This window comes from Leclercia sp. (assembly GCF_036780805.1).
In the GTDB taxonomy this organism is placed as follows: Bacteria; Pseudomonadota; Gammaproteobacteria; order Enterobacterales; family Enterobacteriaceae; genus Enterobacter.
In genome coordinates this window covers 114,460-141,424 of sequence record NZ_DAIQCE010000010.1, presented here as the reverse complement: position 1 = coordinate 141,424, position 26,965 = coordinate 114,460, and the positions used below count along the sequence as shown (strand labels likewise).

Annotated in this window: 32 protein-coding genes; 30 read left to right on the top strand and 2 right to left on the bottom strand. The window is 54.8% G+C overall.

What is annotated here, in order from left to right; translation table 11 throughout:
• Positions 1–324 (top strand): hypothetical protein (locus V7Q49_RS19150; protein ID WP_333854416.1); only part of this gene is annotated, 324 nt, incomplete at its 5' end.
• A gap of 11 nt (positions 325–335) precedes the next feature.
• Positions 336–1,157: a DUF932 domain-containing protein gene (locus V7Q49_RS19145; RefSeq protein WP_394854202.1), complete on the top strand. Its 822-nt coding sequence runs from the start codon at positions 336–338 to the stop codon at positions 1,155–1,157.
• 27 nt (positions 1,158–1,184) lie between these two features.
• On the opposite strand, the gene V7Q49_RS19140 is transcribed toward V7Q49_RS19145, so the two are convergent.
• Positions 1,185–1,724, bottom strand: coding sequence for a lytic transglycosylase domain-containing protein (locus V7Q49_RS19140; protein ID WP_333854413.1), 540 nt, complete (start codon positions 1,722–1,724; stop codon positions 1,185–1,187).
• A gap of 610 nt (positions 1,725–2,334) precedes the next feature.
• Here V7Q49_RS19140 and V7Q49_RS19135 point away from each other — a divergent pair.
• A complete protein-coding gene (locus tag V7Q49_RS19135) occupies positions 2,335–2,721 on the top strand; it encodes a relaxosome protein TraM (RefSeq protein WP_172693770.1) in 387 nt (128 codons plus the stop codon).
• 38 nt (positions 2,722–2,759) lie between these two features.
• On the opposite strand, the gene V7Q49_RS19130 is transcribed toward V7Q49_RS19135, so the two are convergent.
• A complete protein-coding gene (locus V7Q49_RS19130; protein ID WP_333854411.1) occupies positions 2,760–3,401 on the bottom strand; it encodes an Arc family DNA-binding protein in 642 nt (213 codons plus the stop codon).
• A gap of 196 nt (positions 3,402–3,597) precedes the next feature.
• Here V7Q49_RS19130 and V7Q49_RS19125 point away from each other — a divergent pair, with 196 nt between their 5' ends.
• From V7Q49_RS19125 to V7Q49_RS18995, 27 genes are all read left to right on the top strand, one after another.
• The gene (locus V7Q49_RS19125) at positions 3,598–3,951 is read left to right on the top strand and encodes a type IV conjugative transfer system pilin TraA (protein ID WP_172693772.1); all 354 of its coding nucleotides are present in this window, start codon (positions 3,598–3,600) and stop codon (positions 3,949–3,951) included.
• A 3-nt stretch (positions 3,952–3,954) separates the two neighbouring features.
• Positions 3,955–4,257, top strand: coding sequence for a type IV conjugative transfer system protein TraL (gene traL, locus V7Q49_RS19120; RefSeq protein ID WP_172693773.1), 303 nt, complete (start codon positions 3,955–3,957; stop codon positions 4,255–4,257).
• A gap of 5 nt (positions 4,258–4,262) precedes the next feature.
• On the top strand, positions 4,263–4,847 hold the full coding sequence (locus V7Q49_RS19115; RefSeq protein ID WP_333854408.1) for a TraE/TraK family type IV conjugative transfer system protein: 585 nt from the start codon (positions 4,263–4,265) through the stop codon (positions 4,845–4,847).
• Positions 4,848–4,858: 11 nt separating this feature from the next.
• On the top strand, positions 4,859–5,599 hold the full coding sequence (traK, locus tag V7Q49_RS19110; protein WP_333854406.1) for a type-F conjugative transfer system secretin TraK: 741 nt from the start codon (positions 4,859–4,861) through the stop codon (positions 5,597–5,599).
• A complete protein-coding gene (gene traB / locus V7Q49_RS19105; protein ID WP_333854404.1) occupies positions 5,596–6,999 on the top strand; it encodes an F-type conjugal transfer pilus assembly protein TraB in 1,404 nt (467 codons plus the stop codon). The genes traK and traB overlap by 4 nt, the downstream gene beginning before the upstream one ends.
• Before the next feature lie 10 nt (positions 7,000–7,009).
• On the top strand, positions 7,010–7,450 hold the full coding sequence (locus V7Q49_RS19100) for a hypothetical protein (RefSeq protein WP_333854402.1): 441 nt from the start codon (positions 7,010–7,012) through the stop codon (positions 7,448–7,450).
• The gene (locus V7Q49_RS19095; RefSeq protein ID WP_333854400.1) at positions 7,444–7,905 is read left to right on the top strand and encodes a hypothetical protein; all 462 of its coding nucleotides are present in this window, start codon (positions 7,444–7,446) and stop codon (positions 7,903–7,905) included. Before V7Q49_RS19100 ends, V7Q49_RS19095 begins: the two co-directional genes overlap by 7 nt.
• Positions 7,906–7,935: 30 nt before the next feature.
• Positions 7,936–8,331 (top strand): hypothetical protein, encoded by a 396-nt coding sequence (locus V7Q49_RS19090; RefSeq protein WP_333854398.1) that lies wholly within the window; start codon positions 7,936–7,938, stop codon positions 8,329–8,331.
• 57 nt (positions 8,332–8,388) lie between these two features.
• A complete protein-coding gene (gene traV / locus V7Q49_RS19085; RefSeq protein ID WP_333854397.1) occupies positions 8,389–8,952 on the top strand; it encodes a type IV conjugative transfer system lipoprotein TraV in 564 nt (187 codons plus the stop codon).
• Positions 8,949–11,549 carry a type IV secretion system protein TraC gene (gene traC / locus V7Q49_RS19080; RefSeq protein WP_333854395.1) on the top strand — a complete coding sequence of 867 codons (2,601 nt, stop codon included), beginning with the start codon at positions 8,949–8,951 and terminating at the stop codon, positions 11,547–11,549. Before traV ends, traC begins: the two co-directional genes overlap by 4 nt.
• Positions 11,546–11,950 (top strand): type-F conjugative transfer system protein TrbI, encoded by a 405-nt coding sequence (trbI, locus tag V7Q49_RS19075; protein WP_333854393.1) that lies wholly within the window; start codon positions 11,546–11,548, stop codon positions 11,948–11,950. The genes traC and trbI overlap by 4 nt, the downstream gene beginning before the upstream one ends.
• On the top strand, positions 11,947–12,582 hold the full coding sequence (gene traW / locus V7Q49_RS19070; RefSeq protein ID WP_333854391.1) for a type-F conjugative transfer system protein TraW: 636 nt from the start codon (positions 11,947–11,949) through the stop codon (positions 12,580–12,582). The genes trbI and traW overlap by 4 nt, the downstream gene beginning before the upstream one ends.
• A complete protein-coding gene (locus V7Q49_RS19065) occupies positions 12,579–12,875 on the top strand; it encodes a hypothetical protein (protein WP_333854389.1) in 297 nt (98 codons plus the stop codon). Before traW ends, V7Q49_RS19065 begins: the two co-directional genes overlap by 4 nt.
• The gene (locus V7Q49_RS19060; protein WP_333854388.1) at positions 12,866–13,390 is read left to right on the top strand and encodes a hypothetical protein; all 525 of its coding nucleotides are present in this window, start codon (positions 12,866–12,868) and stop codon (positions 13,388–13,390) included. The genes V7Q49_RS19065 and V7Q49_RS19060 overlap by 10 nt, the downstream gene beginning before the upstream one ends.
• 75 nt (positions 13,391–13,465) lie before the next feature.
• A complete protein-coding gene (locus V7Q49_RS19055) occupies positions 13,466–13,675 on the top strand; it encodes a hypothetical protein (protein WP_333854385.1) in 210 nt (69 codons plus the stop codon).
• Positions 13,676–13,749: 74 nt separating this feature from the next.
• Positions 13,750–14,751, top strand: coding sequence for a conjugal transfer pilus assembly protein TraU (traU, locus tag V7Q49_RS19050; RefSeq protein ID WP_333854383.1), 1,002 nt, complete (start codon positions 13,750–13,752; stop codon positions 14,749–14,751).
• A 9-nt stretch (positions 14,752–14,760) separates the two neighbouring features.
• On the top strand, positions 14,761–15,378 hold the full coding sequence (gene trbC, locus V7Q49_RS19045; protein ID WP_333854381.1) for a type-F conjugative transfer system pilin assembly protein TrbC: 618 nt from the start codon (positions 14,761–14,763) through the stop codon (positions 15,376–15,378).
• Complete coding sequence (traN, locus tag V7Q49_RS19040; protein ID WP_333854379.1) at positions 15,375–17,234, top strand: type-F conjugative transfer system mating-pair stabilization protein TraN; 1,860 nt, start codon at positions 15,375–15,377, stop codon at positions 17,232–17,234. The genes trbC and traN overlap by 4 nt, the downstream gene beginning before the upstream one ends.
• Positions 17,231–18,013, top strand: coding sequence for a type-F conjugative transfer system pilin assembly protein TraF (gene traF / locus V7Q49_RS19035; RefSeq protein WP_333854377.1), 783 nt, complete (start codon positions 17,231–17,233; stop codon positions 18,011–18,013). Before traN ends, traF begins: the two co-directional genes overlap by 4 nt.
• 73 nt (positions 18,014–18,086) lie before the next feature.
• Complete coding sequence (locus tag V7Q49_RS19030; RefSeq protein ID WP_148569941.1) at positions 18,087–18,305, top strand: hypothetical protein; 219 nt, start codon at positions 18,087–18,089, stop codon at positions 18,303–18,305.
• Complete coding sequence (gene trbB / locus V7Q49_RS19025) at positions 18,295–18,894, top strand: F-type conjugal transfer protein TrbB (RefSeq protein WP_333854374.1); 600 nt, start codon at positions 18,295–18,297, stop codon at positions 18,892–18,894. The genes V7Q49_RS19030 and trbB overlap by 11 nt, the downstream gene beginning before the upstream one ends.
• 17 nt (positions 18,895–18,911) lie before the next feature.
• Positions 18,912–19,181, top strand: a complete 270-nt coding sequence (locus V7Q49_RS19020) for a hypothetical protein (protein ID WP_148569932.1) — start codon at positions 18,912–18,914, stop codon at positions 19,179–19,181.
• The gene (gene traH / locus V7Q49_RS19015) at positions 19,174–20,538 is read left to right on the top strand and encodes a conjugal transfer pilus assembly protein TraH (protein ID WP_333854372.1); all 1,365 of its coding nucleotides are present in this window, start codon (positions 19,174–19,176) and stop codon (positions 20,536–20,538) included. Before V7Q49_RS19020 ends, traH begins: the two co-directional genes overlap by 8 nt.
• The gene (traG, locus tag V7Q49_RS23580; RefSeq protein ID WP_442913082.1) at positions 20,538–25,112 is read left to right on the top strand and encodes a conjugal transfer mating-pair stabilization protein TraG; all 4,575 of its coding nucleotides are present in this window, start codon (positions 20,538–20,540) and stop codon (positions 25,110–25,112) included. Before traH ends, traG begins: the two co-directional genes overlap by 1 nt.
• A complete protein-coding gene (locus V7Q49_RS19005; protein WP_333854371.1) occupies positions 25,113–25,670 on the top strand; it encodes a hypothetical protein in 558 nt (185 codons plus the stop codon).
• Between the two features lie 160 nt (positions 25,671–25,830).
• Positions 25,831–26,562: a conjugal transfer complement resistance protein TraT gene (traT, locus tag V7Q49_RS19000; protein ID WP_333854369.1), complete on the top strand. Its 732-nt coding sequence runs from the start codon at positions 25,831–25,833 to the stop codon at positions 26,560–26,562.
• A 48-nt stretch (positions 26,563–26,610) separates the two neighbouring features.
• On the top strand, positions 26,611–26,940 hold the full coding sequence (locus tag V7Q49_RS18995) for a hypothetical protein (RefSeq protein ID WP_333854367.1): 330 nt from the start codon (positions 26,611–26,613) through the stop codon (positions 26,938–26,940).
• Positions 26,941–26,965 lie beyond the last annotated feature (25 nt).

The window sequence follows — 26,965 nt, the reverse complement described above, 5'->3', positions numbered from 1 at the left end:
GGACAACCATCACCACAGGAGAAAACCAGGATGCACACACGAAACGTCAACGTCAAAACCGCCGCTCAAGAATCTTCCGGAAGATGTGATTCAACCCTTTCCGTTGCCCAGTTTACCGAGCTGTTTTGCTGGGTACTGGCAGCAACCGAAGGCGAACCGCAGCCAGCCGTTTTCACACCGCCAGCATGCGGCCTTGAAATGATCATGCTGAATAAATACAGCGATGAACGTGTTTCGATCTGGATTGTGGACAGCTGGCCGGTCGCTATTACGCTGCCGCAAGAAAATTTCTTCCGTGTTTTAACTTCAGTCAAATCTAATTAAAGGGGAATATTATGATCAGCTTTGCAAACCGTTACCGCGCACCTACTTCAATTCGCCAGAACCGCCCGCTGACCAATGACGAATTACAGCGTATTGTGCCGAGCGCATTTTCTGCCGAGAAACATGAATCACGCTCAGATCGCTATACCTATATCCCGACCATTGAAATTCTGGATCGCCTGCGTGAAGAAGGTTTCCAGCCTTATTATGCCACGCAGTCACGAACCCGCGATGTTGAAAAACGTGAGTTCACCAAACACTTATTACGCCTGCGTCGCCATGATCAAATCGCGGGTAAAGAAGTCCCGGAAATTATTCTGCTGAACAGCCATGATGGCTCCAGCAGTTACAAAATGATCCCCGGCATGTTCCGTCAGATTTGCACAAATGGTCTGGTCGCCTGGAAAAATTTTGGCGAGATTAAAGTCCCTCACAAAGGGGATATTGTGGGGCAGGTTATTGAGGGTGCTTATACCGTTCTGGAAACCTTCGATACGGTCTCTGGAAATATTGACCTGATGAAAGGCATCCAGCTGTCGGAGCCGGAACAGCGTCTTTTAAGCGCCGCTGCGCTGGAATACAAATATGATGGCGGTCATTCCCCTGTCACTCCTGACCAGTTATTACAGTCCCGTCGCTGGGAAGACAAAAGCCCCGATTTATGGACCACGTTTAACCGTATTCAGGAAAACGTGATCAAGGGCGGGATTTCCGGTAAGACGGCGAAAGGATCGCGCACCAGAACGCGTGAAGTCACCGGCATTGATGGTGATATTAAACTGAATCAGGCGCTGTGGAAAATGGCGGAAGAATTTGCAAAGCTGAAGGCCTGAAAATATGCCGCTCTGATGAGCGGCTTTTTATTGTGTCAATTTCGAAAGCGAATCCGTCTGTACCCCGGCACCGCTGACCACCTCTCCAGAACTCCCGGCACGCTGTGCAAGAATATCCTTTCTGGCCAGTAACACCCGATATATATTTTTGATATCACGGGCATACGCACGACGGCGATCAATCATCCTTTTGTTCGGACCGGTGTTATACATTCCCACGCTGTCCCAGTTTTTACCGTAAGACTGGAAGTTATGCGCCAGAACCCATGCGCCCGTGTAAACACAAATACACGGATCATTTAAAAGCCTTTCCCGGTTAATATTAAAATCTTTAAGCTTCCCGTAATGGGAGCTGTTCACCTGCATACCGCAGACATCTTCTGTGCCGTTGCGATTCGATCCGTTGATCGCCTTTGGTTTCAGTCTGCTTTCTTTAATAGAAATTGACATCAGCAACAGCGGGTCAATCTGGTAATCCTTCCCTGCCTGGTCAAAGCACATCTGAGGAGCCGCACCCGCAGACAATGACATCATCAGCAGGACTGAAGGGAACAACAATATTTTCATGTTTATGCCTATTAGCGAAATATAAGGCGCTGTGGAAGGTGTTCTAAAAAATACCCCGGCAGATCACCGGAATCAAGTTAATTCCCTACAAACGCGCGGAAGCGCTTTTAGTGACATGTTTACCAACCGCCCACAATAAACAAAACCAGACCGGAGCAGGTATATCAGAGCCGCTCTTTACTAACCATTTAAAACATCACACCCCACGCAAGACGTTGTCTTGCAGATTTTATCTTTAAATTCAGTAGGATAATATAACCTGTAATGCGGGATTTAAGTGTATAGGCATAAAAGGTGTGTCATACCCCACACATTGCAGTGCCGGATTAACACACACAGCAGTGCCTGTAACGGCACTGTAAAGTGTGGGGATTGTGTGTAGTTAATAATTAGAGTAACTTAAAATGAAACAGTGCCGGAACCCCACACATAACAGTGCCGTATCCCCACACCCAATGGTGCCGGATTAGCACACATGATAGTGCCGGATTAGCACACATCATTTTCGCTCTGTCTTATTTAATGGGCCGATAAGGCATAGCCACTCACAGACAAATTACAACCTTGCAGTGCTGCATCAGGCACTGTGTGAAAACTACAGGAAAATAAGATGCCTCGTAAGAACATCTACTTTAAAGATAAGATAGACCGCGAAATTCAGGATATTCTTGATATTGAGATTCAGAAGGGCGCAACATCCTCAGACATGAACTTTTCTTCTATGGTTAATGAACTCGTTCGTCTGGGGTTGATGGTCTACAAATCTAAAGATGAAGCATCAGTCTTTGACCTTGAAGGGTTTCGTCGTGACCTGATACAAAAAGTGTCCGGTTCCCGGGAAGGAATTATGATTTTAACTGCTCTTGTATCTGAAATTTTTGTTTCGGTGAAAGGTGAACAATACAGAGGGTCGCTGGATGAGCTGGTTAATCAAAGCATCAGCGCAATTAACGATGCCGAGGATAATGCAGGTAATCAGCATTTTGTCTCTAAGTAAAAATTTACTGGCGGCCAAATCAATCCGGCCGCCATCGATCACTGAGGGCTGTTTTTATCCCAGGGCAGCCCGCTCTTCTCCGCATCAGATATTTTTTCTTTTAAGAAGACTTCAAACTCCATACACAGCACTTTCAGCGCCTGCGCATCCTCGTTCTGGTCAAGAACGCGGGCGGTAAAATAACCCAGCGTAGTCATTAGTCGTGTCAGCATTTCGTCATTCAGACTGCGGCCATGCACCCTGGCCATTGTCCTGACTTCCTCTGCAAGATTTTCAGGAATACGCATACTATAACCTGTGGTTTTCCCGGGAAGTAAAGTTCTTGTGCCCTCCCGCCACATCCAGAGTAGTTCATCATGGGGCCGGTTACTATTTTCTGCCTCCGTACCTTCACTCCCTGCATCCAGCAATCCATTCAGCCATAACTCAAATTTCACAGCCAGAGAAATCAGCTTTTCTGCATCTGCAGTTTTTATCAAAGGTACATCAGGCTGGTAATTAAGGGATAATAAAAGGCGGGCAATAATTTCATCGTTAACACTTCTTTTCCCTGCCCTGGCACATATCCGTAACTCCATTAGCAAATTATCCGGTATACGCAGCCGCCATTCCACCGCTTCACCCGGCTGGAACTTGCGCGGACGGCCACGGCCTTCCCACATTTTTTCTTTAACTTTCATAGCTGTAGATCCCCATTGCAATCCAGCCACCTGCCAGACAATCAAGCCTACGCACTTCTATATTCAGATAAATCCGAAAGATATCTAAAAGTGTGACATGTGTCACAGTTTTTTTTTTTTGAGGTCATGGGACAATATCGCGTGCGTAAACAACGACTTGCGCACATCACTTTTGTTTACTTCGGAGAAAACAAGCATGTCCATTAAAGGTAATGCCCTTAACATCGTGAAGGGACGGGCGGTAGCGTCTTTATTCAGTAAGGCGCGTGAAAACCGCCAGTTAAAGAAATTCGTCAAAAACGGGGGCCTGGTTTTAATTTCACTTATGGTCGCGCATCCGGTACTGGCGGCAGGTACAGATTTACTTTCATCTCAGCAAACCACCGTGAACAGCACCTTTGGTTCAGGCTCCTCTCTGGTGAAATGGTTCTATATTGCCGAAATCATCATGGGGCTTTTCATTTATATTAAGGCCCGCTCTCCTCTGGTATTCGTCGGTATCGTTATGGCGATTATCTTTACCCGTGTTGCTTTCGGTATCGCGAGCTAAAAGATGAGTGGGGAAGAAGATAAATACTACTTCCCGGAAACGCTCAATCAGCAGGACCGTTATTTAGGTTTACCTCTCGATGAACTTATTATTGTGGCACCCCTGATTTTGCTCGGTGTACTCAATGATATGTCAACTGAGCTTACCGTAATTGCGGGCCTGCTGTGGGCCTTGGTCAGGTATCTGAAAAAAGGGCAGGGGTCATACTGGTTGCTGAATTTTTGCTACTGGTATCTTCCAACTCTGTTATTCAAAGTCGCCTTTCGCCAGATACCTGATTCCAGTTTCCGACACTGGAGAGCTTAATCGCCATGAAGTTACAGGTTAAAGGTGAGCGTGATAAACAGCTTAGTTATGCGTTTATTGGGCTTTCCTCCTTAGTCTTTCTTCTGGGGGCGGGAAATGTACTGACGGGGTCGCTGGCATGGTATTTCGCCACCACCCAGAAAACTATCACCACCCCGATGTCCTATAACCAGCCTTTCGCTTCCGATTCTTCTGGTGCCGATGCTTCCGGCATGACCATGTTTGCCACCTCCTTTATTTACTGGCGGCTGAACGTGAGTCCGGAAAACATCGACAACAACCAGAAGATGCTGCTCGGGTTTGTCCCTTCAACTGAACGTGACCTCCTAAAAAAGGCACTGGATGTTGAAGCGGAACGCATCAAAAAAGGAGGCATCACCACCCGGTTTGATACCCGTGAAGTTCGCGTAATGGCAGAACCTGGTGTGGTCGAGTTCAACGGCACGCTGAAATCTTCCACCACCAACGGAGCCATTACCACACCACTGGCCGACCAGGAAAAGCGCTACCGACTCAAAATACGTTACGAGAACGGCCAGGTTAACCTTCTGGACTTCTCGGAGCTGCAACCGGTCACCACCACTAACTGACAGGACTGCCCATGAATCACCGCATTTCACCGGCAGCTGCTGCTGTGTTACTGGCAACAGGTTTATTTACCAGCGGCCTCCGGGCCGCTTCCGCCCCTGCTGCCATCCCGTTTGAGAATGACGCCGCCTTTAATGTCAGTCTCAGCAATAACAGTCCCAATAAAGTTGTTGTCGACGGGGAACTGATTACCAGCATCAGCGGACCCTCCGGTGCCTATGACCAGAGCACCACCGAAGAGGGTGCCCTTATTCTGTCCCCGCTTGTCGGGCAGAACTTCACACTGTTCATCCAGACCGATCACGGTTCATCACTCAGCCTGAATGTCAGGCCCCAGCCAGGGAGCGGTAAAACGCTGCGGTTTACGCCTCTCTCTCCTCCCGTGCGTAAGAACGACGACGCCAGAACCTGGGAGGAAGGACAGACCTACGAAAAAACGCTGGTCACCCTGGCGCGTACCGTTGTTAATGGCCAGGTTCCGGACGACTACACGGAATACCCGGTCAGTCGTATGAAAACCTACTCGCCCCCGACCGGAGTTCGTCTCACGCCGGAACGTCAGTTTGTGGGGCATCATCTTCGGGTAGTGCGCTTTCGCATGACCAACCCCGGAAACGTGACGCAGAGTTTGCGTGAACGGGATTTCTGGCTCAGGGGCGTCAGGGCAGTAATGCTTTCGCAAAATCAGCTTTACGCAGGTGGCGAGGGGTATGCCTGGATTGTCTTCTCGGATGACGGAGCGCCACACTCATGAGTCTGAATGAAAACCTGAAAACCCGCCGTACCCAGCTCGCCATTCTGGCGGGCGTTGTTCTCACCGGCGCCGCCACGGCCGGGGGCGTGGTCTGGTACGGACATCACCAGGAACAACAAAAGCAGGTTGCTCCTGCCGCCGCCCCCAATATGGCGGGCGTCGTTACCGCCGCGTTTAACGAGCAGGTTGCCCAGTCCGCGCTGGCGCAGCAGCAGGCAAAAACCTCCGCGCTCGAGGCACAGCTGGGCACGCTTGCACAGCAGGTCACCCAGAACAAACTCACCACGGAGCAGAAGCTGGCCGACAAGGATGCGGAAATCCAGCGCTTGACTGAGCAGCTGCAGAGAACCCCCCCGGGCACCACATCATCCGGCCAGCAGACACCACCTGCCGGTCCGGATGGCATTCCACTGCCGGGGCCGGTTGCTGCAGGCCAGCCCCGACCCGATGCCTACACCGTCACCCCCACAAGCGCACCGGCCGCCACTGGTACGCTGAACAGAGGGCAAGGCGCAGGATTCTATCCGGGGGGGAGCGGGCAGCATATGAGCGGCGGGCTGACAACCGCCACCTTCAGCTACGATAAGCTTAAAAAGAAACCCACGAAGTTACCCTGGATCCCGTCCGGCTCCTTTTCTGACGCCATCATGATTGAAGGTGCCGACGCCAACGCCAGCGTGACCGGCAAGCAGAATACCCGTCCCGTGACGTTCCGCCTGCTGGGGAGCATCCAGATGCCAAACGACAAAGAGTACAGCGCAGAGGGCTGCTTTGTGGTGGGTGAAATCTGGGGGGATATTTCCAGTGAACGCGGTGAGGTTCGCACGAAAACCATCAGCTGCGTGCTGAAAAATGGCAAGCACGTCGATATGGCGTTCAATGGTCACGTCAGCTATCAGGGAAAAGGAGGCATTCGTGGAAAACCGGTCATGCGTAACGGCATGATTGTCGGCTACGCCGGTGCTGCCGGTCTTCTGTCCGGCTTCGGTGAAGGTATCAAGTCTGCCGCCACACCATCTGTCGGACTCGGTGCCACGGCAGATGTCAGCGCCGGTGATGTGTTCAAGCAGGGGTTCGGCGGCGGGGCAAGCAAGGCTGCTGACACCCTGAGCCAGTACTGGATCAAACGCGCCGAGCAATACCATCCTGTGATTGATATTGGTGCGGGTAACCGTGTCACGGTGGTGTTCCAGGAAGGTTTCCGTCTTGAAACGCTGGAAGATGCTGAGGAAGAGAAGGCGAAAGAGGAACTGCAGAAAGCCGGTACCGCCGCGCAGAACGCTGTTGCCCCGGAACCCGTCAGCCAGACGACAACCAGCACCACTTCCGTCGGCAACATCAACCCGGATGACGTACTGCGTCAGGCGAGCCAGCTGCGCCTCGGTGACACCATCAATTGAGGAGGCTCAGATGAGTGTGACAGACAGCCCTGAAAACAGGGCGCTGCTGCAGGCGATTCAGAATGACTGGCGCACCTGGTCCGGGAGTGAAAAGAGCGGGATATGCAGCCTGTACTTTAGCGGGGGGATGATTCTGGCCGGTGCCTTGCTTGTCTTCCTGGCTGAGTTATCGGCTAACCAGAAGACGTTGTGTATTTTCGGACTCAATACGGTGCTGGTCGGCCTGGCGGCGTTCGCGATGGCCTCCCTTTCATCCACCGACTGGCCAGCGGTCATCGGCAAAAAGCTTAAGGTCTACCGGCCGCAGGATCCCGGAGCGTATCACCGTTTATGCATGGCCATGCTGGTAGCCGGAAAGCTGCAACAGGATGATCTGCGGGCATGGCTCGATGCTGAAACCAGCACAGGGCCAGCCATTGAGGTTGGACAGGTAAGGGGGGAGTTATGTTGAACCGGGTCAGACGATTGCTGATTAAAGCCCTGGGGGGCATAACAGAAGACGAACTGAGAGGGGTATATGCAGAAAACAAGAAACTGAAACAGCTTCTGAGTCCTTATACGAAATTTATTAACGATATTTATTTTTATGCCGGGAACTATCCGGCCTGGAAGGCGCAACAGGATTTCAGACATTTTCTCCACGATGCCCACATGCCCTTAACGCAGAACTATGACAGCCCGGCACGGGGCTATGCATATTCTGTTGATGACTATCTCGGACGGATTGTGGATGCGTTTGTCTACTTACGGCAGGAAGTCAATTTAGAGGGCAAGGGTGACGACCACCGCTTATGGCAGAAAGAAAACCTTTCGCAAGCCAGAGGGGACATTTATCTGAACCGGGAGCAGCACTCCAGGCCGTTGGCCACTCGCCAGCAGTCAGGCGCTATAAGGTCGGTTGAGTGACTTACGTATGTTTAGCGCTGGAGAGATGAAATGACAACGACAGTCAGAAAATTGTCACTGAAGCAAATCCTGTATAACTATCGCCATACCCTTATTCCTGCCCTGGTATTCACCATCGAGCTAACAGTGTGGGCAACACTCAATCTTAAAGGCCTGGGTGATAAAGGCTGGGTCTACTGGAGAGTATTCCTGCTCATAAACGTGTTCCTCGTGTTCTTTAGTGGCTATGCCTTTGAAAAAGACGATGACTTGCCCCTTATGTTCGGTTCAGTCATCCCGTGGATCGTGATGCTGATACTGGGCAGTGTTTATGGCTTCATCCAGATGAACCTGAACTTTCTGACGCTGGACTTATTTTTTGGCGGCGTGGCCGCAAGCACTTTGTTGCAGGCACTTTTCATTGTTGTGAATCGCATCGACAGTTAATCCGTATTGAGCATTATCCCTCCCTGAACACCCCTTAATTAAAACCGGAGTTACCCCATGAAAACACTGATGGGTGCTGCACTGCTGTGCAGCGCGCTGACCGGCTGCGCCGGTATGAATTCTGATTTCGACTGCAACAAGACGACGACCGACCAGTGCCTGACCACCGGTGAGGCTAACAAACTGGCTGCACAGGGTAAAAGTCTGGACGACCTGACTGCCGATAAAGCTGCAAAAAAGCCTGCGGGTGAAACCCTGCCGGCACTGCGTAACACGGCTCCCGCTGTTAATCCGTGGCGTCCTGTTTCTGTCGCAGCAACCGGAACCCCATCCACCAGGCCTGCACCGCGTCTGCTGACGACCGCGCCGTCCGGCGATGCGGGCCTTACCGGCACACCACGTGTCACGTCCGGCTATGTCACGCCGTTGACGACAGTGACCCGGGCTAACACGGCAGGCCGCGTAACGGCTGAACGTATTCCGGATGCCACCCAGCGCCTGTGGATCGCCCCCTGGGTGGACACTGATGACAACTTTCACCAGCCCTCAGTGGTGGAGTTTGTCCGCAACAAATCCCACTGGGATGAGAGCTATCGCGTGATTGGGGAGGGCGGGGAATGAACGTCGTCGACAGCCTGATGGATCTGGTCAGAGGCCGGAAGCAGGAGGACGGGGCGGCGGCGGCCCGGGCCAACCTTCAGCAGACATGGGGCTATCCGTCCCTGGTCGCCGCCCTGCCGTACCGCTATTACGATGAGGCCAACGAGTTGTTCGTGAATGCCGGTACCGCCGGGTTTATCCTGGAGGCCGCGCCGCTGCCGGGGGCAAACGAGCAGGTGATCGCCGCCCTCGATGACATGCTGCGCAAGAAGCTGCCGCGCAAAACGCCGGTCAGCGTCATTCTGCTGGCCAGCAAGTGTGTCGGGGAGCGTATTTCCCGTGGCGTCAGCACCGACATGTGGAAGGGTGAGATGGCCGATCACCTCAATAAAATCACCCGCGCGTTCTGGGAGCGCTCGGCGCTGAAGGGACTGGCCAACGAGCGGGAATACCCGCTGTATCTGCGAAACTACCGCATCTTTATTGTGTACGGTAAACCCGCGAAACGCTTTACCCAGCAGATCATGGATGACCTGGTGCAGGTGCGTAACACCATCCGCGTTTCACTCAGCGCAGCGCGTATCGACTCCATGAACACGGATGTGAACGCGTTCCTGTCTGCCATGCGCGAGATGCTGAACTACCGACAGGATCAGGTCATGACGTCCAGCGGTGAGTACAACGAGGACGAAAAGCTCAACCGTCAGGTTGTTGACCCGTCCATCGATGTCCGGGTACGCCCGTCGCATATTCGCCTTGAACTGCCTGAAAGTATTGATGCCGGAGGGACACGCCTGCCGGCGTCAACCTGCCGGGTGATCAACATGCAGCTCAACAAAAACCCCCGGCGGTTCGCCCTGTGGCAGGGGGCCGATAACCTGCAGAACCTGCGCTTCCCGGATCTGGGGATCCCGTGTCCGTTTATGCTCACCTGGACCACAGAACTCGAGGAGCAGACCGCCACACAGAACGAGGCGCTGCGCAAGGACATGGATTTGTCCAAGAAAGCCGCCTCGGCTTACGGCCAGCTGTTCCCGGGAACCAAACGCGCGGCAGATGAGTGGCGGCGCAACCGCGAGCAGCTGTCCAGCAATGAGATCGCCTTCTGCCGTACCTATCTCAACCTCACGCTGTTCACCCCGGATAACAATACGGACGCGCAGGCCTGTGAACTGGCCGCCGTGAACGTGTTCCGTAAGAACGAACTGGAGATGGTGACGGTGCAGTACCAGCAGATGCGTAACTGGCTGGCCTGCTTCCCGTTCATGATGCAGGAGGGGATGTGGGAGGACCTGAAAATGACCGGGGCGACGCTGCGCTGCAAATCGTGGAATGCCGTGAACCTGATGCCGGTGGTGGCTGAGCGCCAGCTGTCGCACGTGGGCATGCCGCTGCCCACCTACCGCAACCAGGTGGCGTTCTTTGACATGTTCGGGGAGGAGAACGGCAGCACCAACTTCAATATTGCGGTGACCGGGACCTCCGGGGCCGGGAAGTCATTCCTGACGCAGGGCATTCTGCGCGACGTCCTGAATGCCGGCGGTTTCGCCTGGGTTATCGATATGGGCGACAGCTACAAGAACTACTGTCAGCAGGCCGGCGGTGTGTATCTTGACGGGGCGAAGCTGCGGTTTAACCCGTTTGCCAACGTTAAAGACATCAAGCACTCCGCTGAGGGGATTGTCCGTCTGCTGACGGTGCTGGCCAGCCCTACTGAGCCGCTGGACGGAGTGTGTGAGGCCATTCTGCAGAAGGCGGTGATGGACGCCTGGGAGAAAAAGCAGCAGGGTGCCCGCATCGATGACGTTCATAACTACCTGACCCATCCGGACGTGAACGGCGCGTTTGCCGACAAGCCGACCATCATCAGCCGCCTGGCGGAACTGGCCATGCTGCTGGAAACCTACTGCACCTGGGGGCCGGACGGCGAATACTTCAACGCTGACAATCCGACGCTTGATGGCGAAACGCGCTTTGCAGTGCTGGAGCTGCTGAGCCTTGAGGATAAGCCGAAGCTGCTGTCTTCCATCCTGTTCTCGCTCATCCTGGCGATTCAGGAAAAGATGTACCACAGCCCGCGCGATCTGAAGAAAGTCTGCATCATCGACGAAGCCTGGCGACTGCTCGGTGGCTCCAACCCGCACGCAGCACGCTTTATCGAAACCGGCTACCGCACCGTGCGCCGTCACCGCGGCTCGTTCATCACCATCACCCAGGGTATCAAGGACTTCAGTGCCAGTAAGGAAGCGGAAGCCGCCTGGAACAACAGCTCAACCAAAATCACGCTGTTGCAGGATGCGAGGGCGTTCAAGCAGTACCTCTCCGACAACCCGGATCAGTTCTCGGACATGGAAAAAGAGGTTATCCGTGGCTTCCAGCCCGCCCTGCAGACCGGCTACAGCTCCCTGCTTATCAGTGCCGGCGAGTTCAGCTCGTTCCACCGTCTGTTTGTCGACCCCATTACGCGCGCCATGTTCAGTTCGCGTGGTGAGGACTTCGCCTATATGCAGAACGCGCAGAAGGCCGGTGCCACGTCAGAGGAAGCCGCGTATCTGCTGGCTGAGAAGAAGTTCGGTGATGAACTTCGTGAACTGGAAGAGTGGGTGAAAGCAGCATGACAGACGACCAGAAACAGTACGACCAGACAGCCCGCGTGAAACTGACCCGCAGACTGTCGTCCAGAGGGATAAAAATGGCGGCGTATGTGCTGGTCTCCCAGCTCGTCCTGACCGGGATTGCCTGTGTGGTGATGAAAAGCGCCACGCCGGAAGTGGTGGTGTTCGACATGAAGGGCACGGTTGACCTCTTTATGCAGCAGTCGGCCCGGCTGCAGATGGATGAGGACAAGGCCAGGCTGCTGACGACGCGTTTTAATGCGGCGCTGACAGACAGCCTGGATGCCTGGCAGGCTGACCATAACGGCATCATTCTGGTGAAGCCGGCGGTCATGAGTGCGCAGACGGATATCACCGCAGAGATTCAGCAGGATATCGCCCGGCGGGTGAAGGAGGGGCTGTGAAAGTACAACACTTGCTGACGGTCCTGGCGCTGCTGACGCTGTCAGCCAGCTGCGGGGCGAAAGACCTGGGAACCTGGGGCAACGTCTTCGAGCCTGCCGAGCAGGACATGCTGCTGTTTATTCAGAGCCGCCTGCAGGGCATGGAACAGTCAGGGGAACTGGACAGGCTCAGGGAAGAGGCAACGGAGCGGGTAAAAAAGCATGCCGTTCGCCCGACACCAGTGGAGGGCCTGTCGCCCGCGACAGACTACCGTGCGTTTTCGTTTGACCCGACCTTCACCGTCAGGGAAACCATTACCGACACGCAGGGCAACCTGATTGCCCGCAAGGGTGACCAGGTGAACCCGCTGGACAAAGTGCCTTACAACCAGGTGCTGTTCTTCATTGATGGCGATGATAAAGAGCAGCTGGCGTGGGTGAAAAAGCAGATCGCCGGGCAGGTGAGTTTTAAGGTGATCCTGGTGAACGGCAATATCAAAGACGTCAGTGATGCACTGGATGAACGCATCTTCTTTGATCAGGCCGGTGTGCTGACCCGCAAGTTTGGCTTTGAACGTATCCCCGCCCGTATCTCACGCGACGGACGCGTGCTGAAAGTGGAAGAAATTCCGGTATCAGGAGCAAAAAAATGACATCGACAACGTTGGGTGACCTGTTCCCCGAAATGCGCAACGCCGTGCCCGGCAATGACCGCAAGCGCAAACCCGCAAACAGAATCACCCGCCCGGGGACGGCGGAACGACTGAAAGCGCTGTATCCGGAGATTGAATCATGGAACCCGGTATTCGCCACCCAGGCCTGGTTCCGGTGGCTCAGTGAAAACGACATGGAGCTGGTCGAACCGGAAAGCCGGGATGAGCGTTTCCCTGAATACCTCGTCGGGCTTATCCGGGAAAAAATGGCGGAGATGGGCTTATGGCTGTGATCCGCTGCCTGGCTCCCGCTGATGGCCTGCAGGGCGTGATGGCGTGCCTGCGCGAAAGTGAGAGCCTGGCCGGTATCCTGGCGGTGGTGTTGCTGACAGGCGGGTGGCTGGCGCTGCAGTATCTTGCAGAGGCGCGGCGTGACAGGCGTTGCCGGGAGGTAAAACCTGTCATTCCGGCATTTGGCAGTGGCCAGCATGCCGATGCCATGTACACCTTCGCCAACCGGGAGTATTACCAGGTAATGCTGGCTGAAATGGAAAAGGCCCTGTTTGCGGCAGGTTACGAACTGACGCGCAACGAATCGCTGCGCATGGCGTTGCCGGATACCGACCGGCGTGTCATCAGCCGGCAGATATTCCGGGCGCGTCAGGGGTATACCTCACCGTCCCTGTCTGAGCAGGCGATGAACGCCTGCGAAGATGCCGCAACGAAAGAAGGGTACACCGGCATGTGGCTTAATGTGCTTATCCGGGGCAGTGAGCGGCAGGGCTGGTACATCACCCGGTCTCAGTAAGCCTTATTTCTCCACTCCCCCTTCCAGCGGGCTTGATCCCGTCCCGCTTTATTCTCATTACGAAAAGGTAACGACATGAAAAAAGACCCTGACCGTAAAAAGGGCCGGACTTCTCCCATCACAGCGGTACGCCATGACGAACATTCGGCATTGCGGCTGGATGAAATTCTCACCGATAACCCGCTGTACAGCCCTTCATCCGTGCTTCGCGGCGCTATTCTCGCCCTGTACGAAATGTCGCGGGAACAGCGTCTGGCCATCATCGTAAAAGCCGCCACGCACTGAGCCACAATCCATTCGTTTTTATCACTGGCCTTCTCACCCGTCTGGTGGTTGCGGCTGTCACGGAGTTGATTACCATGAAATCCTGTTCCCGGTTTTCTGCCTTTTGTCTTGCCCTGGTGTTGTGGGCGCTGACGCCTGCGCCTGCGGCTCATGCCAGCAATGCCGGTGACGGGCGCTGGGTTAACCCCATATCAGATGTGTGCTGGAAATGCCTGTTCCCGATGTCACTCGGCAATATTCAGCTGGCTTCCGGGCCGCAGCGGGATAGCGCAAACCCGTCATCACCCATCCAGATTTGCCCGGTCGGGGTGCTGTACCGTGTTGGCCTGGCTATCGGATTCTGGGAGCCGATGGCGATGGTGGACGTTACCCGTGAGCCGGGCGTCATGGTCAATATGGGCGGGTTCAAAATCAATCTCGGGCGAACCGGGACCGGAACGGCGGGCCAGAGTGACCGGCCTGCTGCCGGAACGTTCTACCATGTCCACTGGTATAAATATCCGCTCATTTTCTGGCTCAATATCATTACCAGTCTCGGCTGCCTGCAGACCGGGGATATGGATATCGCGTATCTGTCGGAGGTGGATCCCCTCTGGAATGACAGCACGCTGTCGATGCTGATTAACCCGGAAGCGGCGTTGTTCGGTAACCTGGTCGCCCAGGGGGCCTGCGCGGCTGATGCCGTATCGAGTTCCGCCGGGGTGCCGGTATCCGCGCTGTTCTGGTGTGCCGGAAGCCAGGGATCCATTTATCCCCTGACAGGGTATACCAGCGGAGAGTTCTCCCCCCTTGAGTCGTCTTTGCTGGTCAGCGAGCGGATGGCGTTCAAGATGCACAGGGAAGGTCTGGTCTGGAACTCTGTCGGGGCGGATAGCGCCGTCTGTAACCAGTACCCTTCACCGATCATCCCGAAGGAGCGCTGGCGTTATCAGATGGTCAATATGTATCCCGAAACCGGCAACTGCCATCCCTTCGGGGCCAGCACCCAGCTGTGGGGTACCACGCACAATTCCCCCTCTTCCAAAAAGAACTTCGGCTATCTCTTCTGGCGCAAACGTAACTGCGTCTTTCTGTAAGGACTGAATATGAAAACAGCTCATCTCCGGGCGCTGCTCTTCAGCGTTCTGACCTGCTGCACGCCTTTTTCCGGGGCCAGTGAACCCGCTGAACTCACGTCGCACGATAAGGCATGGATCACCTCGCAGGAAAAGGCATTCAGCGCATTCAAAAATACCCTGGGCGAGCAGACAGTGACCCTGCCGGCCGCACAGAACGATCTGATTAGCCGTCTGCAGGGTGAGATAGCCGCACAGCAGTCAGGGCAGGCTGAGCGCGGTACGTTTCCGGCCATTTACTTTGTAAGTCTCGGTATTCCCCGTGAGGGGCTGCTGCCCATGCTCCAGGATGGACGGCGTTTCAGTATCCCTGCGACGATCCGGGGGCTGCTGAATAACGACATGCGCCGGACGGCCGCGGCGATATTCGAACTCAGCAAAGAGGACAAGGCGGTCGGGGTGCAGATTGATCCCACCCTGTACAGCGACTACCACATCGGGGTGGTCCCGGCGCTGGTTGTGACCTGCCCGGGACATTATGACGTGATCCGTGGCAGCCTGCCGCTGGAGGAGGCGCTGGAGAAAGTGGCCCGCAGTGGCGACTGCGCGGCAACGGCCAGGCAGCTTCTGGCGGGAGGCAGTAAATGAAACATCTTGCGTTGATTGCACTGCTGTTACTCCCGGCTCTCCCCGCTGCGGCTGATGACGGGTTTAATGCCGGGGCCAGCTTTGGCAAAAGCCAAAGCGGGGCAGGCACCGGTAGCCTCAATAATCCCGGGGCGGTGACGGGAGCCATTCCCGGGTATACACCGAATCCGCCAGAAAAAGGGTATTACAACGGCGTCACGGGGGGCGACGGCGGGCTGGCTGGCAAAGGCCAGGCTGCACTTTCGGGCAATGATGCTGCGCAGTCGGTTATCAGTTCCGGAAGCACCAATCCGGTACCGGCTATCGATCCAAACGCGCCGTTTATCACCATCGGTAAAAATGCGGAAGCCAGCGCCGACGGGGTGCTTACCGGAACTGCACAACAGTGCAGTGAAGTGACGGTATCGAAAACTACCTTCCAGAACTACAGCTGCGACAAGGATGTGGCCTCCGTGGAAGCCTGTACCAGAACGGCAACAGCCGGCGGGTATTCCTCCACCACCAGTGTCCAGAAAACCTTCACGCTGACGGCGGCTAATGGCGATGTTGTTTTCACGAATAACGGTACTTCCTTCAGTTTTAGTTTTATAGCCCCTGAATCAGGTCCGGTGATCAGCGCGCATTTTTACTGGGCTGATCACGAAACGAATGCCGGGAAAATCTCCTGGTGGGGCATCAGTAAATCAATGGTCGGGAAGGCGTATGACTGGGAGATGCCTGAAGCACCCGCTACGCCTTTGACTAAGGGGGGCTCCCTACCCGCCGGCACCTATAACAGTACCGGGTGTACCAGCGGAAACAAAAATCGCTGTGAGAAGCATATCCGGGAGCAGATAGCTGACTTTCAGTCCGGCGCATCAGGCTTCACACTTGTGCTGGTTATGAACGCCACCGAAACGACTTTTGTCCCGAACGTCACCTGGACATCGTCCTGCGGCCTGGATTTGTCCCGGGCCACAATGACCACAGCGACCTGCACCTCACCTGGCGGGAACAGAACCGTCGAGAGCAACGGCCAGAGCTATCAGGTCTACAGCGACTGCTGGGAGTACACGGACAACTATGTTGTCCCCTCTGCTTCAACAGGAAACTGCGGAACGCTGATGAGCAACCCTTCCTGCACAACTGCGGGACAGACCTGCACCGAGTCGACGGACGGGCAGTGTACCCATATGAGTTATACGTATCAGTGCCAGACCACACACCAGTCTGGCGGCCTGCTGTGTGGCGGGGATTACATCTGTAAGTCAGGCGACTGTGACGACACGAACGGGGCAGGGAGCAGCGGCTTTGATACGGCTGTCGCGAAGCTGGCCGGTCTGGCCTCTGCCGCTGAGAATGTGCGTGACGCGAACAGCACGATTGACGTCAGGGCCTTTACCGGCAGGGCAATGAGCTGCCGGAAGGCGTTTGCCGGCTTCTCCAACTGCTGCAAGGACTCAGGATGGGGCCAGGACGCAGGCCTGTCGGCGTGTAACAGTGATGAAATGGCAATCGGAAAAGCGAAGGCCAAAAAAATTACCGTCAGCATCGGGGAGCGCTGCGATCATCAGGTTCTCGGTGCCTGTATCCAGAAAAGTCAGGTGTACTGTGTCTTTGACGGAAAACTGGCACGCATTATTCAGGAGCAGGGCCGCCGCGATCAGCTGGGCGTGCGTTTCGGCAGCGGTGACAACCCGGACTGCCGGGGCATTACGGTACCGGAGCTGCAGTCCATTAATTTTGACCTGATTAATTTCTCCGATTTTTATGAAGACCTGATGAAGAATCAGCGCGTGCCGGATACCAGCGCGCAGGTGCAGCAGATCAAGGACCGCATTGCCGCCCAGGTCAATCAGCAGGGAGGAGGGAAATGAAACGTCTTCTGAGCATCCTGTTTATCGCCCTTATCAGCAGGCCGGTAGTGGCTGAGGAGTTAATCACGCCAGCCAAACCCTTTACGGGCTGGTTCTGGTACAACGAGCCGAAAGATCCCCCGTCGCGGCCTGAAAAAACCCGGCCGCCTGCACCGCAGACGCTGCCTGACCTGAGTAAACTGTCCGCCCAGGAGCAGGCAAAGGTGCTGCGGGGTTACACAATGGAGGCGCTTAACCGCGCCATCCTGTATCCCACCCGGGAGAACACGGCAACGTTTCTGCGCTGGCAGAAATTCTGGACCGACCGGGCCTCCATGTTCAGCCAGTCCTTTGCGGCCGCGCAGCTGAGCCACCCGGAGCTGGATTACAACCTGGAATATCCGCACTACAACAGCATGGCCCCCTTTGTGCAGACCCGGGATCAGCAGAAGCAGCAGGATGCGGTCACGAAGCTGTCCCGGCAGTATGGCCTGTTCTATTTTTACCGGGGCAGCGACCCGATCGATGTGCAGATGGCCGGCGTGGTGGCCAGCTTTGCGAAAACAAACGGGATTTCACTTATTCCGGTGTCGGTGGACGGTCAGGTGGCCGCGACGCTGCCGCAAAGCCGCCCGGATACCGGGCAGTCCCGCGCGATGAACATCACCCATTTCCCGGCCCTGTTCCTCGTGGATCCGGCCAGCAATAACTACCGTGCGCTGTCCTGGGGGTTTATGACCCAGGACGATTTGTCGAAGCGATTCCTCAACGTGGCCACTGGCTTTAAACCCAATTCCTGAGAGCCTTTCATGTCAAATTCACTTTTCATCCTCAACCGCGATGCGTCTGGTCTGCATAAAAAGGAGCACCATGATGAACGTTAGTTTTTTTGCCGGCCTCATATTCTGGGGCATGATGGCGCTCGTGCTGAGCGAGCTGATGACGTTGTCCGTCACGATGACACAGACCGGCCTGGTCTGGCTGAGTTATGCGCTGTGGGCCGCCGCAGCCGGGATGGTGGTTCAGGGCGGTATTCGCGCCTTCAGGGCACAGCGGGCAAAGCATGATGGGGTATCCGGCCATGAAATGTAGAACCCTGATGGCACTTCTGATGGTACTGCCGGTGCTGGCACATGCCGGGGTGCGGGAAGAACTGATGGCCCTTGAAGCGAAAAAATCCGACCAGACAGTTGCTCTTCCTCCTGCCGCCAGCCCGGTTGTGCCGCCCCCAAGTCTGATGCAGCTGCCTGATGGCAGGCAGGCCAACATGAAGGACTACGCGGTGGTGCTCTTTATGCAGGCCCACTGCCAGTACAGCGCGAAGTTTGACCCGCAGCTGAAAGGATGGGCCGATGAGCACAATATCCGGGTTTACCCGTACACCCTGGACGGCGGCGGGGATGTGTCCTATCCGCACCCGCTGGTACCGCGTAAAACTGACCCTGCGTCACCCATTGCCGATGAGATTGTCACCTTCTTCGGTAACGGTCTGCCGATCGCCACGCCAACGGCCTTTGTGGTGAACGTCAATACCCTGCAGGCGTACCCGCTGACGCAGGGGGTGATGGATATGCCGGCGCTGGAGAGCCGCATGGCCAGCCTGGTCCAGGCCGATATGGATAACCTCGATCCCCGCATGTTACCGCCGATGCCCGCCAGCTCCCAGCTCACGCCTCAGTAATACAACCGGACTACAAAATGACTACAAATTCGTATGCGTTATCGCGTACCGAGCGCGTGTGGCTGCTTTTCAGCGTGACGATGCTCGTGTCCGCGTCATTCTATGGTTTTCTCGCCGCACGGCTCCTGCGTGCCCTGTCCCGGACGGACCTGATCATGGTTCTTCAGGACCTGCCGGTCCTGCTGTTCATCTCGCTGAGCGCCGGATTTATGCTTGCCACCGCCGGACATTATGCCCTGCGTCTGGCACTGAAAGACAAGCCTTCAAAGGAGGCCCGGTATGGTTAAGTCATGGCTGACGGCCGCCGCGATTTTTCTGACAGGGCTGGCCGCCCTGCCGGCACAGGCCGATGTGAACGGCGATCTGAACGGCTTTTTCAACAGTCTGGGCTACAGCGGCAACGTCTCTCAGGCAGAGGCATGGCAGGGACAGGCGGCCGGGTATTTCTCCGGCGGTTCAGTCTACCTGCGTAACCCCGTTAAAAACGTTCAGCTTATCTCCATGCAGCTGCCATCACTCAACGCCGGCTGCGGCGGCATCGATGCCTATCTGGGGGCGTTCAGCATGATTAGCGGTGAAGAGATCCAGCGCTTTGTGAAACAAATCATGAGTAACGCGGCCGGGTATGCCTTCGATCTGGGGCTGCAGACGATGGTGCCGGAGCTGAAGCAGGCAAAAGACTTCCTGCAGAAACTCGCCAGCGACGTGAACTCCTCGAACATGAGTTCCTGTCAGGCGGCCCAGGGCATCATCGGCGGTCTCTGGCCGGTGACGCAGGTTTCCCAGCAAAAAATCTGTCAGGACATTGCGGGCGAAACGAATATGTTCTCCGACTGGGCGGCTTCCCGTCAGGGCTGCACCGTAGGGGGGCAGGGCAACAACGTGACAGCACGCGCCAGTGACGCGCAGAAGGATCAGGTTCTGAAGAATAAAAACCTCATCTGGGACACGCTCAGCAAATACGGACTGCTGAGCGGCGATCGCGCCCTGAAAGAACTGGTCATGAGTACGGTCGGGTCCATCATTTTCAACAACACCGGGGGTGTCACTATTCTGACGCCCTTAGTGGATAACCGGGACCTCATCAAAGTGCTGATGCGCGGGGGAACGGCGAAAGTCTATGGCTGTGATGAGACGACATTATGCCTTGCACCTTCTGTGACCAACCTGACGATTAATGAATCCAACGGCCTGGTGACCCTGGTGAAAAACCTGATGCTCTCTATGCAATTCAAACTGCAGTATGACACCGCGCTCAGCGATCAGGAGAAAGGGTTTGTGAATACCACATCGGTGCCGGTCCTGAAATACCTGACCAATGCCCAGAGCATGGGCATGAGCGCGACGTATCTGCTGCAGGTGTCCGATTTCATCGCCCAGGACCTGATGATCCAGTATCTCCAGGAGCTGGTTAAGCAGGCGAGCCTGTCGCTGGCCGGAAAGAACTTTCCGGAAGAAGCAGCCGCCCGGCTGCGGGATAACGTGGTCCACGCCCAGGGTCTGCTGGCCGACATGAAGCTGCAGTCAGCTGCCGATCAGAATGCGCTCGATGGCATTGACCGCAACATGCAGTACCTGCAGCAGCAGGTATCCACAATCGTTTCTGGCTCGTATCAGAGCAACTACCGCTGGGGTGATCGCTGATGCTTGAGATTTACACAATCTATGGCGGGGGAATGTGGAAAACGGCGCTCGATGCCGTCGTCACCCTGATCGGGACGAACACGTTCAGTACCCTGATGCGTATGGTCGGCACCTTTGCGGTGCTGGCGGTACTGCTGACCTTTATAAAACAACGTAACCCGATGGTGTTTGTGCAGTGGCTGGCCATTTTTATGCTGATCAACACCATCCTGCTGGCACCCAAACGCTCCGTGCAGGTGATTGATATCTCAGACCCGGCCGCGGTCTGGAAAACGGATAATGTACCGGTGGGTCTGGCCGCGATCGCCTCCCTGACCACAAGTGTGGGATTCAAAATGTCCTCCGTTTACGACACCCTGATGGCGCGGCCTGATTCTGTCACCTACAGCAAGACGGGAATGCTGTTCGGCTCGCAGATCGTGGCGGAAACCAGCGACTTCACCACGCAAAATCCGGAGCTGGCACAGATGCTGCCGGACTACGTGGAAAACTGCGTGATTGGCGACATCCTGCTTAATCAGAAATACACCGTGAATCAGCTGCTCAATTCCTCCGATCCGATGGGGCTTATCACCAGTAGCCCAAGCCCGCTGCGGGGCATCTTTCACACCACGCCTTTTTCACGCGAGTTTATGACCTGCCGGGACGCTGCGTTGCAGATCCACGCGTTAACCAATATGGAGGCCAACCCCGGCAGTGCCACGTTCAGCATGCTGGCGCGTAAAATCTTTGGCACGAAAGTGAATGGCTCTGTCCTGCTGGCGAATGCGATGGGAGAAAGCTACGGCTACTTCTACGCGGGCGGCATGAGCGCCGCGCAGATCATGAAGAACAACATTACCAACAGCGCGGTACGCCAGGGGATAAAAGGGTTTGCAGCCCGCTCGTCAGACACGGCTAACCTGTTAAATCTGGCAAGCGAGAATGCGGCAACGAAACAGCGGCTCAGCTGGGCTTCCGGTAATGTTCTGGCCACCCGAACGCTGCCCTTTGCGCAGTCACTGCTGATGCTGATCCTGGTGTGCCTGTTCCCGCTCATGATTGCCCTGGCCGCGGCCAACCACAGTCTGTTTGGCCTGAACACCCTGAAGCTGTATGCGGGAGGATTTATTTACTTCCAGATGTGGCCGGTCATGTTCGCCATTCTGAACTATGCCGCGAATTACTGGTTGCAATCGAAAACAGGGGGAACCGCGCTGGTTCTGGCCAACAAAGACGTGGTGGCGCTGCAGCATTCGGATGTGGCGAACCTGGCCGGTTATCTTGCGATGTCCATTCCGATCCTGGCGTTCTACCTGACCAAAGGGGCCTCAGCCATCGGCTCACAGGTGGCGGGAAGCGTGCTCAGTTCTGCGGCATTCGGCTCGGCCGGTGTGGCGGCGACCGCATCGGATGGCAACTGGTCGTTTAACAATATGTCGATGGATAACGTGAGCCAGAACAAGATGGATACTAACCTTATGCAGCGTCAGGGGCAGCAGACGTGGCAGGCGGATAATGGCTCCACCCAGACCATGACGTCCGGTGGCCATACGGTCATTGACGGTTCCGGCGCGATGTCGAATCTGCCGGTGAACATGAAGCTCAGCCAGCTGGCCAGCAGTGGGTTCCAGGAATCCGCACGCCAGTCAGATGTGCAGGCTAAAACTGCACTGGATGGTTACAACCACAGCGTCACCAGTGGCTGGTCACAGCTCTCCCAGCTGTCCAGGCAGACCGGTACCAGCGACAGCCTGACCCGGGGCAGTGAAAACAGCCAGACCACCAACGCGACGCGCGGTGCCAGCATGATGATGTCTGCGGCGGAAAATTATGCGAAAGCCAATAATATTTCCACCCAGGAAGCCTATAACCAGCTGATGTCCAAATCGGTTGAAGGCAGCGTTAATGCCGGCGCGAGCGTGAAATTTAATACAGGCGATCAGGCGCTAGGCAAAATTGGCAAATGGGCAACGGGCGTGACGCTTGAGGGACATGGTGGAGCCGAGGTTAAGGGTGCCAGCGGAAGCTCTCACGGCACCCAAGAAACCCATTCCGATACTCAGGATATGCGTCACGACAGAAACAGCCAGGCGGTTAATGACTTCCGCCAGGGTATGGATATGGTGACCAGCAGCCGGGTGACAGATGGTTCAAACCATAGCGAGAATGCCGCGACCAGCAATGTGCAGCAGTTTGCCTCGACCCTGAATGATGCCCAGAGCCAGTACCATCAGTACACCACCAGTTCCACGCAAAGTAACGAGTTCAGCCGTATGGCCACGCTGGCCCAGAACCAGAGCGCCAGCCTCGATACTAATTACACCCAGGAGTTTGTGGACTGGGCTGCAGGTAAATACGGTGATAAGGCACAGGGCATGCTTACCAGCGCGCCTTCTGCCCGGGAAGCTGCTATGGAGTTTGTGAACGAACGACTCAAACCCGAAATTATGGGGAATTATCAGCAGGGGCGCTCTGACCTGAGCAGTGGAGCGGAACATGCTGCCTTCAGTGGTGAGCACATCGTTCGCCAAGATGCGGGTCGCGATAACTCACCGGGGAACAGCAGTCAGGGACAGCAGCCGGTGTCAAACGGTACGTATCAGGCAGGGTCCCTGCCGGCAGGTAGTACCCGCAGCGGGGGTGAAGCAAATGAATATCCGGTTACAGGGCAGCAGACCTCGTCTGGCACGTCGCAATCCGGCAGCGGTATGGAACCGTATCAGGCCTCAATGACCGGCCACACCGGCGGCGGAATGCAGACCGGAACCCGTAACGGCTCGGGTAATCAGTATGGGCATTCCGAACAGCTGCATGAACAACGACCGGTAAATGCCCAGTATGTTGAAAATCCGCAGGGTAGCGGCAGACAGAGCCTGTCTTCTGAGCGCGCCGGTATAATCCCCGGGCAGAGAGGTTCAGACAGCCTGAGCGTGCAGGATGAACCACAGGGCATGGCAAGCAATACGTTGCCAGGCGCATCGCGGTTCAATCCGGACAGTCCTCAGTACCGGACCGAACAAGATGATACTCAGCAGGGTCAGTCCGGCTACCCGGGTAAAGGAGACGGACGTGGCAACATGTATTCGAATGGCCAGCAGACAACATCTTATGAGCGTACCGATATGTCGTCCGGGCAAAGAACCAGTTCCGGCCTGAATGCCGGAACCTCCTCGCAGGAATTGGTTCCCGGCTTGCCCGGTAATGGCATGCATAGCGCTGCCCGGAACACGCATGAAAGCCAGCAGACCCAGCCTGGCTCGTTTGACACTCAGCAGAGACAAGCTGCCGGCCAGGGCACGGAAAACAGTTGGGATCATGCAGAGCGTGGCGGATCGCAGCCACTTACTGAAATTCATTCCGGACAACGCTCTTCCGGGCTGCATGTGGGGAGTTCGTCACAGGATGCGGTTCAGGGGCAGTCCGGAAGCGGCATGCTGACTACAAACCGGAACACGCACGAAAGCCAGCAGAACCCGGGTGGATCATACAGCGGTCAGCAGTATCCCGCCGGCCACCATAAAGCTGACGGCAGCCGGGGTGATACAGAACTGAACGGGCGGCAAACAATAGTGCCGGGAAATACTGGGCAAAGAGAGTCGTCTGGACTTAGCGTGGACAATGCCGTACAGGATACGGTTCACGTACCGTCTGGTACTGGCATTCAGACGGCGACCCGGAACACAGCTGACAGCCAGCTGCACACGTCTACACAGCAAACCGGTCAGGGTAATGCAGAGACTAACGGAAAACTGCTCACGTCAGATGGCCATCCTGGCACATCTTCATCGCAGCTAGTTACAGGCACCGGGAATAACCTGCATCAGGCGGAAGGTACAGCGAATACCCTTTCCGGTCACGGGCAGACGCGGCATGTTGCGGGTCGGGGTGATAATGTTGGCCATAGCCAGGAAGGTGTGGAGACACATCAGGTCGTTTCCCGCGAAACATCAGCTGTGCAACCAGACGGCAGCGTACAAAGCATGATGCATGAATCACATGATGCTGCATGCGATCAACACCCTGCCGGGAAGCACGGCGTAAATTCTGAAGAAACGAGTGGTCAGCAGCAAACGGTGGCACAGCATAACGGTCAGCAGGCTCAACCGGGCGTTACCGGGCAAACTGCCGGTCGTGAAGATTCCCATCTTCACCATGCAGAACTGGTAACAGGGCAGCAGGAAAAAGTGGAGCCAGCTTCACGCCATACAACGGAGCCAGTGAAGATGAACCTGCCTGACGGGCGCATAACTGCCGAAGGTATGCAAAAGTCGCTTGCTGAAAACCAGGCGAAGCTCGCAGAGCGGTCGGGCTTAGGTTTTGCGCCTCAAAATGAAATTCAGCGTCGTGTCGCAGAACAAAGATCTGCTAATGAGCAGAATATCAACGAATCTGCTGGGGAAATTGGCAAAAATCGATCCACTGTTCAGGCATCCAGTGATATATTTAAAGATGAGATGGAAAACATTAAATCCCAGTTTCATGAAGGTAAGAAGATAGAGGAACTGAAACAGAAAGCAATGCCATTCCTTGAGCGTGATGAAATTGAGATGCATAAAGAGAACCTTGAAGAATTAAGGAAAAGGTGGGGTTAAATGCTAACTTTCAACGATGTTAATCGTGATTTTAAAGCAATATTAGATGGGGTTGCAGATGTGAATCGACCAGTACCATCAAAATTGGATGCATTGAAAGTAGCGTCAGTTATCCCACTGATAGGAGTCATTTTCTCGACTATAACCTTTTGGGCTGTTTGCGCTAACCTAAGTAAACAAGGGTTGTCCGTTAACTTATTAGTTGATGGTATTATTTCAGGTGACGCAATACCCATTTATATGTCAGTAGTGATTGGCCTCGCACAAATGATAATAGTTCTTCCATATGTAAGCCTTTATCATTCAATTCCTGTTGAGGTTAGAAATAGTACCGCTTTGATCGCTACTTTCAAAAAAGGACTCGCTAAGGGTGTTTTTATATATGTAATTCTCTTACTGGCCTTAAGTTTGGCGTGCTTTAAAAATGAGATATTTCTCTTCTCAATTCCTATAATTATGTTTTTAGCAACATTCGTTGCTAGCCTGATCGTAAATCTACAAGTTACTAAATACGGTGTTGGCGCTCTAATTGATAAGCTAAAAAAAATCCTCAATTAAGTAAATCTGCATCCATTCAGTAAATAAAAACCCGCCCTCATCCTACTGAGCGCGGGTTTTTTAATCCGTCAAGTGTAAATTTCCTTACAAATCAGCCGATAACATTCTGGTTAGTGCGAAAGCACTAACCGGGATGTTTTACTATACACAGGATGAATTCATGAAATTAAAACAATTAGCCGTCGTAGGCCTGGTCGCTTCAACTCTGGCGCTTTCTGGTTGCGGTGCCATGTCCACTGCCGTGAAGAAACGTAATCTCGATGTCAAAACCCAGATGAGTGAAACTATCTGGCTGGAGCCGTCATCCGAGAAGACCGTTTATCTGCAGATCCGTAATACTTCCGATAAGGACATGTCAGGTCTGCAGGCGCAGATTACCAGCGAACTGACCGCGAAAGGCTACCGGGTTTCCAGCTCACCGGACAGCGCCTACTACTGGATCCAGGCCAACGTGCTGAAAGCCGAGAAAATGGACCTGCGTGAATCACAGGGCTTCCTGAAAACCGGTTATGAAGGTGCCGCAATGGGAGCCGCTCTGGGAGCGGGTATCACCGCCTATAACTCGACCTCAGCCGGGGCGACCCTGGGTGTGGGGCTGGCCAGTGGCCTGATTGGTATGGCTGCGGATGCGATGGTGGAAGACGTCAACTACACGATGGTGACCGATTTGCAGATTTCCGAGCGCAGCAAGGCAACCGTCACCACTGACAGCGTGGCGGCCCTGAAGCAGGGAAGTTCTGCTGTTAAAGTGCAGACCAGTACCGAACAGGGCAACCGTGCCAAATACCAGACCCGCGTGGTCACAAATGCGAATAAGGTGAACCTCAAATTTGAAGAGGCTAAACCCGTACTGGAAGCGCAGCTGGCCAAGTCCATCGTGGGCATTATGTAAACGGACTGCTAATTCATTCCGTTTATTATCTGTCTAAGGAGATGACCAATGAAAAAATCAGGATTAGTTTATATATCTGCAATATTAGCCGTACTATCCGGCTGCTCAACAGCGAAACCTTCTCAGGGCAGGCCTGAGTTAACAGCTGCAAGCCAATGTTCTGAACAAATTCATACCGCCTCAAAAAATAAGAAAGGAACTACTACACTGAAGTCCCTTCAGGATAATTCCACCTTTTTGAAGGTCGGTGACTCCTCTCAGGAACGATATCCCATTCAAGGGGCGGCATATGTTGAATCAACGTTTCTGAATAAGGGCAACCCTGGTTCAGCCTGGAGAAACTGCATGCAGATAAAAGGGTTTATCATTAGTCAGTGAACCGCTCTGGCTGCGGTGAGTTAAC